At 65.4% G+C, this 14,715-nt stretch carries 14 protein-coding genes; 6 read left to right on the top strand and 8 right to left on the bottom strand.

All coding sequences use genetic code 11. The features are described 5' to 3' along the window. Nucleotides 1-25: 25 nt before the first annotated feature. Nucleotides 26-1,867 (top strand): ABCB family ABC transporter ATP-binding protein/permease, encoded by a 1,842-nt coding sequence (locus tag METRZ18153_RS0103660; protein ID WP_029143521.1) that lies wholly within the window; start codon nucleotides 26-28, stop codon nucleotides 1,865-1,867. Nucleotides 1,868-1,923: 56 nt separating this feature from the next. Here the strand turns inward: METRZ18153_RS0103660 and xdp1 are convergent, their stop codons facing one another. From xdp1 to METRZ18153_RS0103640, 4 genes are all read right to left on the bottom strand, one after another. Beyond that, complete coding sequence (xdp1, locus tag METRZ18153_RS0103655) at nucleotides 1,924-2,700, bottom strand: exosortase-dependent surface protein XDP1 (protein WP_020163445.1); 777 nt, start codon at nucleotides 2,698-2,700, stop codon at nucleotides 1,924-1,926. 139 nt (nucleotides 2,701-2,839) lie between these two features. Then, complete coding sequence (gene prsT, locus METRZ18153_RS0103650) at nucleotides 2,840-5,647, bottom strand: XrtA/PEP-CTERM system TPR-repeat protein PrsT (RefSeq protein WP_020163444.1); 2,808 nt, start codon at nucleotides 5,645-5,647, stop codon at nucleotides 2,840-2,842. Nucleotides 5,648-5,740: 93 nt separating this feature from the next. Further along, the gene (locus METRZ18153_RS0103645) at nucleotides 5,741-6,310 is read right to left on the bottom strand and encodes an alkaline phosphatase PhoX (RefSeq protein WP_020163443.1); all 570 of its coding nucleotides are present in this window, start codon (nucleotides 6,308-6,310) and stop codon (nucleotides 5,741-5,743) included. 68 nt (nucleotides 6,311-6,378) lie between these two features. Further along, nucleotides 6,379-7,302: a CysB family HTH-type transcriptional regulator gene (locus METRZ18153_RS0103640; RefSeq protein WP_020163442.1), complete on the bottom strand. Its 924-nt coding sequence runs from the start codon at nucleotides 7,300-7,302 to the stop codon at nucleotides 6,379-6,381. Nucleotides 7,303-7,411: 109 nt separating this feature from the next. Here METRZ18153_RS0103640 and METRZ18153_RS0103635 point away from each other — a divergent pair, with 109 nt between their 5' ends. The 5 genes from METRZ18153_RS0103635 to cobA are packed head-to-tail and all read left to right on the top strand — an operon-like array spanning nucleotide 7,412 to nucleotide 12,054. After that, nucleotides 7,412-8,197 (top strand): sulfite exporter TauE/SafE family protein, encoded by a 786-nt coding sequence (locus METRZ18153_RS0103635; protein WP_020163441.1) that lies wholly within the window; start codon nucleotides 7,412-7,414, stop codon nucleotides 8,195-8,197. A gap of 55 nt (nucleotides 8,198-8,252) precedes the next feature. Beyond that, nucleotides 8,253-9,935 (top strand): nitrite/sulfite reductase, encoded by a 1,683-nt coding sequence (locus METRZ18153_RS0103630; protein ID WP_020163440.1) that lies wholly within the window; start codon nucleotides 8,253-8,255, stop codon nucleotides 9,933-9,935. Next, nucleotides 9,928-10,542 (top strand): DUF934 domain-containing protein, encoded by a 615-nt coding sequence (locus tag METRZ18153_RS0103625; RefSeq protein ID WP_020163439.1) that lies wholly within the window; start codon nucleotides 9,928-9,930, stop codon nucleotides 10,540-10,542. Before METRZ18153_RS0103630 ends, METRZ18153_RS0103625 begins: the two co-directional genes overlap by 8 nt. Beyond that, nucleotides 10,539-11,267 (top strand): phosphoadenylyl-sulfate reductase, encoded by a 729-nt coding sequence (locus METRZ18153_RS0103620; protein WP_020163438.1) that lies wholly within the window; start codon nucleotides 10,539-10,541, stop codon nucleotides 11,265-11,267. The genes METRZ18153_RS0103625 and METRZ18153_RS0103620 overlap by 4 nt, the downstream gene beginning before the upstream one ends. Beyond that, nucleotides 11,251-12,054 carry a uroporphyrinogen-III C-methyltransferase gene (gene cobA, locus METRZ18153_RS0103615; RefSeq protein ID WP_020163437.1) on the top strand — a complete coding sequence of 268 codons (804 nt, stop codon included), beginning with the start codon at nucleotides 11,251-11,253 and terminating at the stop codon, nucleotides 12,052-12,054. Before METRZ18153_RS0103620 ends, cobA begins: the two co-directional genes overlap by 17 nt. A 118-nt stretch (nucleotides 12,055-12,172) precedes the next feature. Here cobA and rplQ read toward each other — a convergent pair whose 3' ends face one another. From rplQ to rpsK, 4 genes are all read right to left on the bottom strand, one after another. Then, nucleotides 12,173-12,565 (bottom strand): 50S ribosomal protein L17, encoded by a 393-nt coding sequence (gene rplQ / locus METRZ18153_RS0103610; RefSeq protein ID WP_020163436.1) that lies wholly within the window; start codon nucleotides 12,563-12,565, stop codon nucleotides 12,173-12,175. Nucleotides 12,566-12,651: 86 nt separating this feature from the next. Next, nucleotides 12,652-13,629: a DNA-directed RNA polymerase subunit alpha gene (locus tag METRZ18153_RS0103605; RefSeq protein WP_024300631.1), complete on the bottom strand. Its 978-nt coding sequence runs from the start codon at nucleotides 13,627-13,629 to the stop codon at nucleotides 12,652-12,654. Between the two features lie 42 nt (nucleotides 13,630-13,671). Further along, complete coding sequence (gene rpsD / locus METRZ18153_RS0103600; protein WP_019919613.1) at nucleotides 13,672-14,301, bottom strand: 30S ribosomal protein S4; 630 nt, start codon at nucleotides 14,299-14,301, stop codon at nucleotides 13,672-13,674. A gap of 13 nt (nucleotides 14,302-14,314) precedes the next feature. Then, entirely contained in the window at nucleotides 14,315-14,704 is a 390-nt protein-coding gene (rpsK, locus tag METRZ18153_RS0103595; RefSeq protein ID WP_008061749.1) for a 30S ribosomal protein S11, read from the bottom strand. Nucleotides 14,705-14,715: the final 11 nt, after the last annotated feature.

The raw sequence follows: 14,715 nt of genomic DNA, 5'->3' as shown, positions 1-14,715 counted from the left end.
GCCCGGCAGCCCGTAGAATCCGCGCATGAGACGATCCGCCACCGCCCCCCTGCCCGCCGCGACCGTGCCGGGCGCCCGCCGCCGCGATTCCGAAACCATCCGCAACCTGCTGCCTTACCTCTGGGCCTACAAATGGCGCGTGCTGATCGCGCTTGCCTGTCTGGTGCTGGCCAAGGGCTCGAACGTCGCGGTGCCACTGGTGTTCAAGCAGATCATCGACGCGCTGGCGCCGGCCGCCGCGAGCAGCCGTGCGGCGCTCGAGGCGGCGCCGCTGCTGGTGCCGCTGGGCCTGCTGGCCGCCTACGGCGCGCTGCGCTTTTCCACCTCGATGCTGACCGAGCTGCGCGAAATCGTGTTCTCGCGCGTCACCCAGCAGGCGGTGCGGCGCATTTCGCTGCAGGTGTTCCGCCATCTGCACGCGCTGTCGCTGCGCTTTCACCTCGAGCGCCAGACCGGCGGCCTGACGCGCGACATCGAGCGCGGCACGCGCGCGATCGGCTCGCTGATCAGCTACACGCTGTACTCCATCCTGCCGACGCTGGTCGAGATCGGGCTGGTGCTGAGCATCCTCGCGGTGAAGTACGAAGCGAGCTTCGCGCTGATCACCTTCGTCACGCTGGCGCTCTACATCACCTTCACCGTCACCGTAACCAACTGGCGCACGACGATACGGCGCGAGGCGAACGAACTGGATTCGGCCGCCAATACGCGGGCGATCGACAGCCTGCTCAATTACGAGACGGTGAAGTATTTCAACAACGAGGAATTCGAAGCGCGCCGCTACGACGAACAGCTCATTCGCTGGCAGCGGGCGCAGGAGCGCAGCCAGGTGTCGCTGTCCTGGCTCAACATGGGCCAGGCCTTCATCATCGCCATCGGCGTCACGCTGATGATGTGGCGCGCCACGGTCGGCGTCGCCGAGGGCCGCATGACGCTCGGCGACATCGTGCTGGTCAATGCCTTCATGATCCAGCTCTACATTCCGCTGAACTTCCTCGGCGTGCTGTACCGGGAGATCCGCCAGTCGCTGACCGACATCGAGCGCATGTTCGCGCTGATGGAAACGCACCGCGAAGTCGCTGACGCACCGGACGCACTGACGCTGGCCGACGGTCCATGCGAGGTACGCTTCCAGCAGGTGAATTTCAGCTACGAGTCGGCGCGGCAGATCCTGCACGACGTCGATTTCACGATACCGGCCGGCCATCGCGTTGCCGTCGTGGGCCACTCGGGCTCCGGCAAATCGACGCTGGCCCGACTGCTCTACCGCTTCTACGACGTGGCCGAAGGCAGCGGTCGCATCACGATCAACGGCACCGACATCCGCCAGCTCACCCAGGACAGCCTGCGCGGAGCGATCGGCATCGTTCCGCAGGATACGGTGCTGTTCAACGACAGCATCCACTACAACATCCAGTACGGCCGGGTCACGGCGTCCGCCGCCGAGGTCGAGGCCGCCAGCCGTGCCGCGCAACTGCACGACTTCGTGCAGAAGCTGCCGGACGGCTACGCGACCAAGGTGGGTGAGCGCGGGCTGAAGCTGTCGGGCGGCGAAAAGCAGCGTGTCGCCATCGCCCGCGCGCTGCTGAAGAATCCGCCGATACTCATTTTCGACGAAGCCACGTCGGCGCTCGATTCGAAAACCGAGCAGGCGATCCAGGGCCAGCTCGAACAGGTGGCACGCGGCCACACGACACTCATCATTGCGCACCGGCTATCGACCATCATGGACGCCGACCAGATTCTGGTGATGGACGCCGGCCGCATCATCGAGCGCGGCAGTCACAGCGAACTGCTGGCGCTGGATGGCGCCTACGCTCAGATGTGGGCCCTGCAGGCGCAGGAAGAGGACGGCACCACGCTCTGAGCGAGAGCGAAAAAAAACCGCGCCGAAGCGCGGTTTTCAGATGCGGGGAGATCCGCTCAGGCTGCCTTGCGGCGGCGCACGGCGATCATGCCTGCCAGTGCGGTGCCGATCAGCGCCAGTGAAGCCGGTTCCGGAACGGCCGGCGGCGGCGTGGTCGGCTTGGTCGTTGCGGTCACGCCGGCCAGCTTTATGTAGTCCTTGTAGTCCGACGACGAACCCGGAGTCACCAGCCAGTAACGCGAATAGGTGCCGTTGGTCGTGCTGCGCGGGTCGCTGTTGCCGGTGAAATCGCCGATCTTGGTCCAGCCGGTCAGCGTCGAGAAGGTCTTGCCCATCACCGTGGTGTTGATATCGGCCACGGAGGCCCCGGTATATGCATACACCGTGATGTCCGAATCGCCGCTGAACCAGCCGATGTCGACCAGGTTGAGGTTCATTTCCGAACCGAAGGAGAACAGCATGCCCTCCATCGCGCCTTCGTTGTCCATGGCGTGGTCCGGGTTGGTCGCGTAACCGGAGCTGTTCACCTCGTCGTTCCATGTCGAATCACGGCTCGTCATGCCCAGACCGCTGCTTCCCTGGTAGGTCAGGTAGGCGCGCTCGATGGTCGAACCCGACGCGGTGTTGGCGAAACCCTGGATGTTCACCGACTGGCTCGCGCCGTTGGTGTAGGTCATCGACGAGTACTCGGAGATGTTGGAGCCGAAACCACTGGCGCCGACGTGCGAGGTAGCGGTCGAGGTGAACGACCAGCTGTACTGCGCCGCCGAGGCCGCACCGGCAAAACCCGCGATCATCACGGCGCCGATTGCATTGATCAGTTTCTTGTTCATTGTCTTTCCTTGGTCAGAAGGGGACATCTCTGTCTTGACACCTTCTTAGCAATTTTGGGGCCAGAAGCAATTAATCTTTTAAAAACAACAACATGAAGACTGTGAAAATGTGTGCTGTAAATAATTTCGACAAGATGTTTCATCGTCCGCCGAGTTCGCTGCGAAGCGCCTTGGCCTGGTCGGCATCCGGGAAGGTTCGTCCCGGCTGCAGCGCGGCGTCCAGCTCCTGCAGGGCCTCTGCCTTCCGGCCCGTCTTCGCCAGCACCCAGGCGAGGTGATAGCGGATTTCCGGGTTCTGCGGACTGCGCAACCGCGCCTCGCGCAAATGCTTGAGGGCGGCGTCGGTCTGCCCCTTCTGCGCCAGTATCCAGCCCAGCGTATCGAGCACCAGCGGGTCTGCCGGCGCCAGTTTGAACGCGCGTTCGGCCGTAGCTTGCGCTGCCGCGTCCTTGGTCTGCCACTGCAGATTGGCGAGGTTGTTGAGCACCGGCGCCGATTCCCCGCCGGTTTTCAGCACGGCTTCGAGCGTGGCCTTTGCCTCGCGCAGCATCCCGGCGTCGGTCTGCGCCTGCGACAGCAGCAGCTTGAATGCGAGATCGCGCGGACGCTCCTTCACCAGCGCCTCCACCGCCGCCCTCCCCTGGGCGGTGTTGCCGGCGCGACGATGAGCTTCGTACAGCCCGCCGGCCAGTTCGACACTGCCGCCCTTGCCGAGGCCGTTCCGGTAGTGGGTGATCGCGTTCTGCCACTGGCCGCGCGCCATCGCGACATCGCCTGCCAGCCGGTACACCTCGGCGGGTGCGGTCGGTGACTTGAGCAGTTCCTGCGCACGCGCCTCCGCCTTGTCGAGCTGCCCCTCGGCCAGCATCTGCTCTCCCTGCATGATGCGCGCCGGCAGATACCCAGGATCGCCCTGCAGGGCCTTCTCCAAGCTGTACGTGGCCCCGCCCGGATTGCCGGCCATGCGCTGCAGCTGGGCGATGCGGTACTGGGCCGACGGGTCGAAATCGGCAACCCGGGTCATCGAGGTCAGCGTGGCACGCGCGCCGGCCGCGTCGCCGCGCGCCAGCTGTACACGGGCCAGTGCCGCCTGGATGGCCAGATAGCCCGGCTGTCCCTGGCTGACCCCCTTGGCTGCCTCCAGCGCCTTGTCCGACGCACCGGTCTGCAGATAGAGCTCGATCAATGCGACATGACCTTCGACATGGTTGCGGTGCTTGTCGTGCAGGGTTTCGAGGCCGCGCAGTGCGTCCGCAGTGCGCCCGGTCGCGGCGTCGAGCATGGCCTTCTCGTAAAGCGCCGAGGCGCTGTTGGGCTTTTCCTTGATCAACGCATCAAGGCGCGCCCGTGCCTGATCTGGCTTGCCTTCGGCGACTTCGAGCTTGGCCAGGTTCAGCTTGACGCTGTCGAAATTGCGGTCGGCGGCAAGTGCCTTGTCGTAGGCCTTGCGTGCGCCGGCGAAGTCGCCGGCCGCCGCACGCGACACCCCGAGCAGGTTCAGCGCCGCCAGATTGTCAGGCTCGCGCTTGACTACCGCTTCCATCAGTTCGACCGCCTTGCGCGGCTGGCTGTCGCGCAGCGCAACGAGCGCCAGCGCCGTGCTGGCGCGCGCCTGACCAGGATCCTGTTTCAGTACGTTGCGCAGTTGCTCGATGCCGAGCGCTGTCTGCTTCGCGTCGATCAGGCTCAATCCGAGCGAGGTCTGGGTCTGCGACGATGCGCCGAGCTTTGCCGCCTGCTCCAGCAGTTCGGTCGCCTGCTGGTGGCGCTTGAGGCGGCTGTAGGCGCTGGCCATCAGCGTCAATGCCTCGGGATCACGCGCACCGCTTGCCGTACGCATCAGCGGTTCGAGCGTCGACACGGCCGCGGCCGCTTCACCCATCGCGATCTGCAGCGACGCCAGGGGCTTGCGTGCCGCCATCTGCGACGGGAAGAAGCGGATGTGCAGCTCGAAATACTCCTTGGCCTTGACCGCCCCACCGAGGCTGAGATGCGACAGGCCGGCGATCAGCGCCAGATGGGAGCGGCTGGTCAGCACGGAACGCGGCAAAGGATCAATCAGACCAACCACCTCGCCGAGCAGCTTGCGCGCCGCCGCACGGTCGCCTTCCGATTCGGCGATCACCGCGCGCAGATAGGCCGAGCGCGGTTCGTTCACGTCGACTTTGGACAAGGTCAGCAAGGACTGCTTGGCCTCCGGCATGCGCCCGAGATCCATCAGCACCGAGCTGCGGCCGAGCAAGGCCTCGCTGTTGTCGGGGGCCAGCTGCAGCGCGCGGTCGTAGTGCGACAGCGCCACCGGCAGTTGTGCGGTCGCGTAGGCAACGGCTGCACGCATGCCCCAGGCGTCGGAATCATTGGGGGCGAGCGTGGTCGCCTGTTCGGCGAGCGTGGCCGCCTCGGCGGGGCGACCGGCCTGAAGCGCGATGCGCGACTCCATCACGACCGCCGACGCGGACGCCGGATTCAGCGCACGCGCCTCGCGCACTGTCGACAAGGCCTGCGGATACTGACCCAGTTCCAGATGCGCCTTGGCGCGCAGCACGATCACTTCGTAACGGATGCCGGGCGGCAGATCGTCCGGCGACAGCGTGTCGATCACCTCCTTCTGGCGGCCGGTCGACACCAGCAGGTTCGCCAGCGGAACGATGTACTCAGCACGCGACACGCCACGCTGACGCGCCTCGTTCAGCGCGACCTCGGCCGCCGCGTAGTCGCCCTTGCGCAGCGCGGCACGTCCCATGAGCATGTGCGCGGCGAGGAAGCCGGGGTCGGCCTTCAGTGCGTTCTTGAGCTGGATGATGGCGCCGGCGTCGTCCTTGCGTTCGAAGCGGACCAGGGCGTCCTCGTAGTAGCGGCTGGCTCCGTCGGCCGCCTGCAGCGGTCCGGCGCCAAGGATGCCGACTGCACACAGCGCTGCGACGAGGGAAGAGCGGAAGCGGGTCATGGGCGGCTGTCAATGTGAACAGACGCCGGAGTATAGGCCGCAGCCCGCAGCCACCGCCCGCGACCGCGTCACGGGGAGCCGTGCGCAGGCCTGTCAGCCGGCGACAGGCTGCGTATCGTGGCGAGTGCGGTCCGGCGAAAGCAGCACGGCGGTCGTGTCGCCGCACAGCGCGGCCCCCTGCCAGGCAAAGCTGAGACTGGCCGCATCGCCCAGCGCCTCGCGCCAGACCAGCGCCGCCCCGGCGCGATCGCACAGAAGGAGCTGACCACCGTCTGCGCGCGCCTGCACGCAGAACAGCGCGTCGATGCGGCTGGCGCCCGCCCGACGGGCAGCATCGGCGGGGCGCGCCAGCACGTCGGCCACGTTCAGCTGTGCGTCCCACAGCAGAAAGCCCTGGCGCGCCGGCACCAGTGGCAACCAGCGCCCGTGGCCGGCTTCGCCCAGTCGTGCGACGTAGAGCGCGCCGTGCTGCAGGGCACCGCCATCCGGCAGCGGGCCGATGAACTTGTAGACGTGCTCGGGCTGAGCCGCTTCGGTCAGATAGAGGACCTGACGGCCGTCCTTTGCACGCAGCGGCACGCTGGCGAGATAGGCGACACCGGCCAGTTCGGCCAGCCGGCGGGTCGGGTCAAGTTTCAGGGGATGCAGGGGCGCCACGCTCATGGTCGGATTCTGAGTGGAAACAATTCCGACACTGTCGCCCGGCGAGGTTACCGGCCGATGAAAGGCGCTCAACCGCGCCCGAGCGCCTTGTCGACCACATCACGGGTGAGCGAGGCGGCGAAGGCCTCGATGAAGGCATAGGTGTAGCCGCGCAGCCAGGCGTTGCGGTGCAGACCGATGCGTGTGGTGCTCGATTCGAAGAGGTGGGCGCAGTCGACCGCGCGCAAGCCACGGTCCTGCTCCGGATCGAACGCCATCTGCGCAACGATGCCGACGCCGAGGCCCAGCGCCACATAGGTCTTGATGATGTCGGCGTCGATGGCGCTCAGCGCCACGCGCGGTGTCAGCCCGCGCTCGGCGAAGGTCTGGTTCACACGCGATCCGCCGGTGAAGGAAAAGTCGTAGGTGATGAGCGGCCAGGCGGCGATCGCTTCCAGCGTCAGCGGTTTCACGTCGAGCAGCGGATGACCGGGTGGCGCGATCAGGCAACGGTTCCACTGGTAACAGGGCAGGCCGACCAGCTGTTCGTAGTCGTCGATCGCTTCGGTCGCGATCGCCAGATCTGCGGCGCCGGACAGCACGAATTCACAGCACTGCGTCGGATTGCCCTGGTGAAGTTCTATCTGTACCCCCGGGTGAGCCCGCAGGAACTCCGACAGCACGCGCGGCAACACGTAGCGCGCCTGCGTGTGGGTGGTGGCGATCGACAGCCGGCCGAGGTCGCCGCTCGCATACTCGTCACCGACCTGACGCAGCGCGCCAACGTCGCGCAGCATGCGGCGAGCGATCGTGACCACCTCCTCGCCGGGTCGGGTGATCGCCACCAGTCGCTTGCCCTGGCGCACGAACACATCGACGCCAAGCTCCTCCTCCAGCAGGCTGATCTGCCGTGACACGCCGGACTGCGAGGTGTGCAACGCGCGCGCCGCCTCGGACACGTTCAGATTGCGCTGGGCGACTTCGGCGACGTAACGCAGCTGTTGCAGATTCATGCCCCACCCCGATTAGCACTGGAAGTCATTTCAATCTTACTTCAAAGCATTTCCAATTATCTTCGAAGGCCGCTACCCTCGGTCGCCTTAAAGTGCAGAAAGTGCATTCATGGATTTCGGTTATTCGATCGCGGGCTTTTTCGTCGGCGCCATCGTCGGTCTGACCGGCGTCGGCGGCGGCTCGCTGATGACGCCGCTGCTGGTGCTGCTGTTCGGCATCCACCCCGCGGTGGCGGTCGGCACCGATCTGCTGTACGCAGCCATGACCAAGGCCGGCGGCGCGGTCGTGCATGGTCGCAACGGAACGGTGGATTGGCGCATCGTCGCCGCGCTGGGTACCGGCAGTGTGCCGGCGGCGGCGCTGACGCTGTGGTGGTTATCGACGCATTCCGGCTCGGCCTATGGCAGCCAGTCGCTGATCAGCGGTACGCTCGGCGTGGCGCTTGTTCTGACTGCGTGCGCGCTACTTTTCCGAGCCCGTCTGCAGGCTCTGGCCGAGCGGCCGGGCATAGGCGAATTCCGCGAACGCCATCTGCGTTCGCTGACCATCGCCACCGGCGCAGTGCTGGGCCTGCTCGTGACGATCTCTTCGGTCGGCGCCGGCGCACTTGGCACGGCGGCACTGGTGTTTCTCTATCCGCGGCTGTCTGCGGTGCGCATCGTCGGCAGCGACATTGCGCACGCCGTGCCGCTGACTCTGGTGGCCGGCATGGGCCACTGGTGGCTGGGCAATGTCGACTGGACGCTGCTCGGCGCGCTGCTGGTCGGTTCGCTGCCCGGCATCGCGCTCGGCAGCCAGATCGCGGCGCGCATGCCCGAACGATTCCTGCGTCCGCTGCTGGCCAGCATGCTGTTCGGCATCGGCGGAAAACTGAGCCTGAACCTTCTAGGCTGAAAGAGGGCAACGGGTAGTCCGGCATGGGTCGGACACCCATGACTGGACCACCCTTATGTATCGCTACGACGATTACGACCGCGCGCTGGTGATCGAGCGCGTCGCCCAGTATCGCGACCAGTTGCAACGCAATCTGGCCGGCGAACTGTCGGAAGACGAATTCCGCCCGCTGCGTCTGCAGAACGGTCTCTACATCCAGCGCCACGCGCCGATGCTGCGCATCGCCGTGCCCTACGGCATGCTGTCCAGCGTGCAACTGCGCAAGCTGGCCGACATCGCCCGCCGCTACGACCGCGGCTACGGTCACTTCACGACGCGCCAGAACATGCAGCTGAACTGGCCGAAGCTGGAAGACACCGCCGACATCCTGGCCGAACTGGCGACGGTCGAAATGCACGCCATCCAGACCTCGGGCAACTGCATCCGCAACATCACGACCGACCCCTTCGCCGGCGTGGCGCCGGACGAGATCGTCGATCCGCGTCCGTACTGCGAAGTGCTGCGCCAGTGGTCGACCTTCCATCCGGAATTCGCCTTCCTGCCGCGCAAGTTCAAGATCGCCGTCAGCGGCACGCTGGAAGACCGCGCCGTGACCTATGCGCACGACGTCGGCCTGCAGCTCTACCGCGACGACAAGGGCGACGTGCTGGTACGCGTCATCGTCGGCGGCGGCATGGGTCGCACGCCTATCCTCGGCAGCGTCATTCACGACGCCCTGCCCTGGCCGCACCTGCCGACCTATCTCGACGCCGTGCTGCGCGTCTACAACCGCTACGGACGCCGCGACAACGCCTACAAGGCGCGCATCAAGATTCTGGTCAAGGCGATCGGCGCCGAGGAGTTCGCGCGTCAGGTCAATGAGGAATGGCAGCTGGAGCGCGACGGCATCGCGACCGTCACCGAAGCCGAACTCGATCTGGCCCGCGCCGCTTTCTCCGATCCCGACGCCCCCGCCCGCCCGGCGCGCGATGCCGCCTTCGACGCACACCTCGCCGAAGACCGCGCCTTCGCCCGCTGGGTGTCGCGCTGCGTGCGTGCGCACAAGCGTCCGGGCTACCGCTCGGTCACGCTGTCGCTGAAGCCGCACGGCGTCGCACCGGGCGACATAACGTCGGAACAGATGGAAGCCGTCGCCGATCTCGCCGACCGCTACAGCTTCGGCGAACTGCGGGTGACGCACGAACAGAACCTGGTGCTGGCCGACGTCGCGCTGGCCGACCTTTACGACCTTTGGCAAGGCGCGCGCGCGCACGGACTGGCGACGCCCAACATCGGTCTGCTGACCGACATGATCTGCTGCCCAGGCGGCGACTTCTGCTCGCTGGCGAATGCCAAGTCCATCCCGATCGCGCAGGCCATCCAGGCCGAGTTCGATGATCTGGACTACCTGTACGACATCGGCGACCTGGAGCTGAACATTTCCGGCTGCATGAATTCCTGTGGTCACCACCACGTCGGCCACATCGGCATTCTCGGCGTCGACAAGGCCGGTTCCGAGTGGTACCAGGTGTCGATCGGCGGCGCCCAGGGCAACACCACCTCGCTCGGCGACGTGATCGGTCCGTCGTTCGCGGCCGACGAAGTGCCGGGCGTGGTCAAGAAGCTCATCGAAACCTATGTCGAGGCGCGCACGCCGGAAGAGCGTTTCCTCGATACCGTACGCCGCCTCGGCATCGCGCCGTTCAAGGCGCGTGTGTACGGCGAGACTGCAAAGAAAGCCGAGGTGGCTCATGGCTGACCTGATCCGCGGCAACGCGCTCGCACAGAACGAATGGACCTGGGTGAAACTGCCGGAGTCGACCGAACCGGTGCGCAAGGCCGCCGGCAAGGTGGTCATGTTCAAGCTGACCGGTGAGCCGGCCGCGCCCGAAGACGTGGTCGCCGCCTGTGAAGTGCCGGCCGGCAAGGTGATGATTCCGCTGACCGTGTGGCTGCGCCGTCGTGAAGAGCTTGCGGCACGGGTTGCCGCCGGTGAGATCGCGGTCTGGCTGGACAGCCACGAGGAACCGGCCGAACTGGCAGAAAGCCTCGACGGCGATCTGAACCGGCTGCCGCTGATCGGCGTGAACTTCCCGAAGTTCATCGACGGCCGCGGCTTCTCGATCGCCTTCATCCTGCGCACCCGTTACGGCTACCGCAACGAATTGCGCGCGCTGGGCGATGTGCTGCGCGACCAGATGTTCTTCTTCCGTCGTACCGGCTTCGACGCCTACCTGCTGCGCGCCGACCAGAAGCCGGAGCGCTGCATCGCTGCGCTGAACGACTTCACCACGCCCTACCAGACCTCCACCGACGGCATCACGCCGGTGTTCCGTCGGCGCATCGGGCAGAAGGCGATCGCATGAAGAACCCGTTGATCCATCCGAACATCACCGACGCGATGCGCGCGACGGTGGCGCAGAAGACCGCTGCGGCCGTCGATTTGCTCAGACAGGCAGCGGCCGAATTCCAGCCTATCGGCTTCGCCAGCAGCATGGGCGCCGAGGACATGGTGCTGACCGACCTGATCCAGCGCAACGCGCTCGACATCGAAATCTTCACGCTGGATACCGGCCGCCTGCCCGCGGAAACCTACGATCTGATGGCGAAAGCTGAACAGCACTACGGCGCCCGCCCGGTCACCTTCTTTCCGCGTCACGAGGCGGTCGAAGAGTACGTGCGCAAGCACGGCATCAACGCCTTCTACGACTCGGTTGAGTTGCGCAAGGCCTGCTGTGCAATGCGTAAGGTCGAGCCCCTGAAGCGCGCGCTGGCCGGCAAGAAGGCCTGGATCACCGGCATGCGGGCCCAGCAGTCGGCGACGCGGAGCGCACTGCCTGCGCGCGAGTTCGACGAAGGTCACGGCATCGAGAAATTCAATCCGCTGTCCGACTGGACCGAACGCGAGGTATGGGTCTACATCCATACGCACGAAGTCCCGTACAACGAACTGCACGAGCGCTTCTTCCCGAGCATCGGCTGCCAGCCCTGTACCCGCGCTATTTCGCCGGGCGAGGACATCCGCGCCGGACGCTGGTGGTGGGAGAACCCGGAGAGCAAGGAGTGTGGCCTCCATGTCAAGGCAGGCTGAACGTCGCCCTCCGGGCAAAGTCTGGCTGGTTGGCGCCGGCCCCGGCGCCGTCGACCTGCTGACCGTCCGCGCGGTCCGGTTGCTTGCCGACGCCGAGGTCGTGCTGCACGACGCGCTGATCGGCGACGACGTGCTGTCGCTCGCGCCTCAGGCCAAGCATATTGCCGTTGGCAAGCGCTGCGGCAAGCATTCCACCGCCCAGCGCTTCATCAATCAGAAGCTCATCCACGCGGCGCGTACGCACGCCCGTGTCGTTCGGCTCAAGGGCGGCGATCCGATGCTGTTCGGTCGCGCTCAGGAGGAAATGGATGCGCTGTCGGCCGCGGGTATCGATTACGAGGTGGTGCCAGGCATCACCGCGGCCAGCGCCGCCAGCGCGCAGCTCCGCGTCTCGCTGACGCGTCGCGGCATCGCGCGCAGCGTTGCGCTGCTGACGCCTCGTGCCGGCGAAGGCGAGCACCCCTCGCAGGCGCTGCGTGCCAATGCCGACACCCCGACGCTCGCGCTTTACATGGCATCGCACGAATCGATGGCAATTGCACGCGAACTGATGAGCTACGGGCGCGATCCGGCCACTCCGGTGGCGCTGATCGAGAACGCAAGTCACCCGGCCTCGCGCGAGGCCTTCACGACGCTGCAGGGGCTCTCGGAACAACCGATCGGCGCCCTGCTGGGCACAGCGGGAACACCCGAGGGGCCGGTGCTCGTGATGCTCGGCGAAGTATTTCGTGAAGCCCTGCAGCAGCACACGCGCCTCTGGCAGGACGACAGCGCCAGCGCGGCCTGACCTCACAACGCGCCCGCGCACGCTCCACCCTTAACCGGGAGTTTGCGGTGGGCGGGTGGGCGCCCAAACAAAAAGCCCCGCGTCGCGGGGCTTTTTGTTTGGTGCAGGTGGAAATCGCTTACTCGGCGACTTCAACCGGCTCCGCGCTCTCGTCCGGGCGATCCATCAGCTGGACAAACGCCATCGGTGCATTATCGCCGACGCGGAAACCCATCTTCAGGATGCTCAGGTAGCCACCGTTGCGGGTCGCATAGCGCGGGCCCAGCACGTCGAAAATCTTGCACACGACTTCGCGATCACGCAGGCGCGAGAAGGCGAGGCGGCGGTTCGACAGGTTGGGCGTCTTGCCGAGATTGATCAGCGGCTCGACGACGCGGCGCAGTTCCTTGGCCTTCGGGACCGTAGTCTTGATGGCTTCGTGACGCAGCAGCGAAACGGCCATGTTGCGGAACATCGCTTCGCGATGCGAGCTGGTGCGGTTGAGCTTTCTGAGACCGTTACGATGACGCATGATGACTCCGTATAAATTATGCGGCCACCGCGGGTCAGGCAGGTGGCCGGTTCATCTTGTATCCGGCGCGGTGCGCCGGTACGGTGTTACGCCCGATCGAGGCCGGCAGGCGGCCAGTTCTCGAGCTTCATGCCCAGCGTGAGACCACGCGAGGCAAGCACTTCCTTGATTTCGTTCAGCGACTTGCGTCCCAGGTTCGGGGTCTTCAGCAGTTCGTTCTCGGTACGCTGGATCAGATCGCCGATGTAATAGATGTTCTCGGCCTTGAGACAGTTGGCCGAACGCACCGTCAGCTCCAGGTCGTCGACCGGGCGCAGCAGGATCGGATCGATCACCGCCGGCTTGCGCTGCTCGACGGCCGGGGCCGTACCTTCCAGCTCTGCGAACACCGACAGCTGATCAACCAGAACGCGGGCAGCGTAGCGCACCGCCTCTTCCGGCTCGACAGCACCGTTGGTTTCGACATCCATCACCAGACGATCAAGGTCGGTGCGCTGTTCAACGCGCGCCGACTCGACCGAATAGCTCACGCGGCGAACCGGGCTGAAGCTCGCGTCGAGAACGATGTGACCGATCGCCTTGTTCTCCGAAGAGCTCTGACGAACGGTGCCCGGCACGTAGCCACGGCCCTGTTCGATCTTGAACTGGAGATCCAGCTTGCCACCCGGCGCAACGTGAGCGATCACGTGTTCCGGATTGACGATCTCGACATCGTGCGTGACCTCGATATCGCCAGCCGTCACGACGCCTTCGCCGTTACGCGACAGGCGCAGGTAGGCCTCGGAGCGGTTGTGCAGCTTCAGCACGACACCCTTCAGATTCAGCAGGATATCGACCACGTCTTCACGCACGCCATCCAGCGTCGAGTACTCGTGCAGCACGCCTTCGATCTGCACTTCGGTCGGCGCGTAGCCGGGCATCGACGACAGGAGAATGCGACGGAGCGCGTTGCCCAGCGTGTGCCCGAACCCGCGTTCGAACGGCTCCATCACAACGCGTGCGTGAGCCGGGGAAAGATTTTGTACGTCAATGATTCGCGGTTTCAAGAGAGCATTGCTTTGCATCTGCAGTCCTCAGTGACGTCAGCAGGCTGATCGCACCAGCGATCAGCGGGAGTACAGTTCGACGACCAGACTTTCGTTGATCGTCGAGGGCAGGTCGGTACGGGCCGGCAGCGACTTGAACACGCCGCGAGCAGCCTTGGAATCGACATCCAGCCACTCGGGGAAACCGCGCGAAGCCTGAGCTTCGAGCGCACCCTTCGAGCGCAGGTGGCCCTTGGCACGTTCGGTCAGCTCGACCACATCACCCGGACGCACTTCGTACGACGGGATGTTGACGCGCTTGCCATTGACCAGCACGCCGTTGTGACGCACGACCTGACGCGACTCGGCACGCGAAGCGCCAAAGCCCATGCGGTAAGCAACCGTATCGAGGCGGCTTTCCAGCAGTTGCAGCATGTTCTCGCCGGTCTGACCCTTGCGGCGTTCGGCCTCGGCATACACGCGGCGGAACTGACGCTCGAGCACGCCGTAGATGCGACGGATCTTCTGCTTTTCACGCAGCTGCTGACCGAAACCGGACAGACGCTGGCCGGACTTCTGTCCGTGCTGACCCGGGGCATACGAACGGCGCTCGATGGCGCACTTGTCGGTGAAGCACTTTTCGCCCTTCAGGAAGAGCTTTTCGCCTTCACGACGGCATTGACGGCACTTCGCGTCGAGATTACGAGCCATTCTCTAATTCCTCTTAGATGCGCCGACGCTTGGGCGGACGGCAACCGTTGTGCGGGATCGGCGTGATGTCGGTGATCGACGAAATCTTGATGCCGAGCGCATTCAGCGCACGAACGGCCGACTCGCGACCCGGGCCGGGACCCTTGATGCGGACTTCCAGGTTCTTCACACCGCATTCGACAGCGACCTTGCCAGCGGCCTCTGCGGCCACCTGTGCTGCAAACGGCGTGCTCTTGCGCGAACCCTTGAAGCCGGCGCCGCCCGACGTTGCCCACGACAGGGCGTTGCCCTGACGGTCGGTGATCGTGATGATGGTGTTGTTGAAGGAAGCGTGAATGTGCGCGATACCTTCCGCGACGTTCTTCTTGACCTTCTTCCGGACTTTTGCAGCACTCTTGACCATGATCGTGTCCT

The organism is Methyloversatilis discipulorum, from assembly GCF_000385375.1.
In the GTDB taxonomy this organism is placed as follows: domain Bacteria; phylum Pseudomonadota; class Gammaproteobacteria; order Burkholderiales; family Rhodocyclaceae; genus Methyloversatilis; species Methyloversatilis discipulorum_A.
The sequence above is the reverse complement of the archived record's forward strand: the minus strand, read 5'-3'. Positions and strand labels throughout refer to the sequence as shown.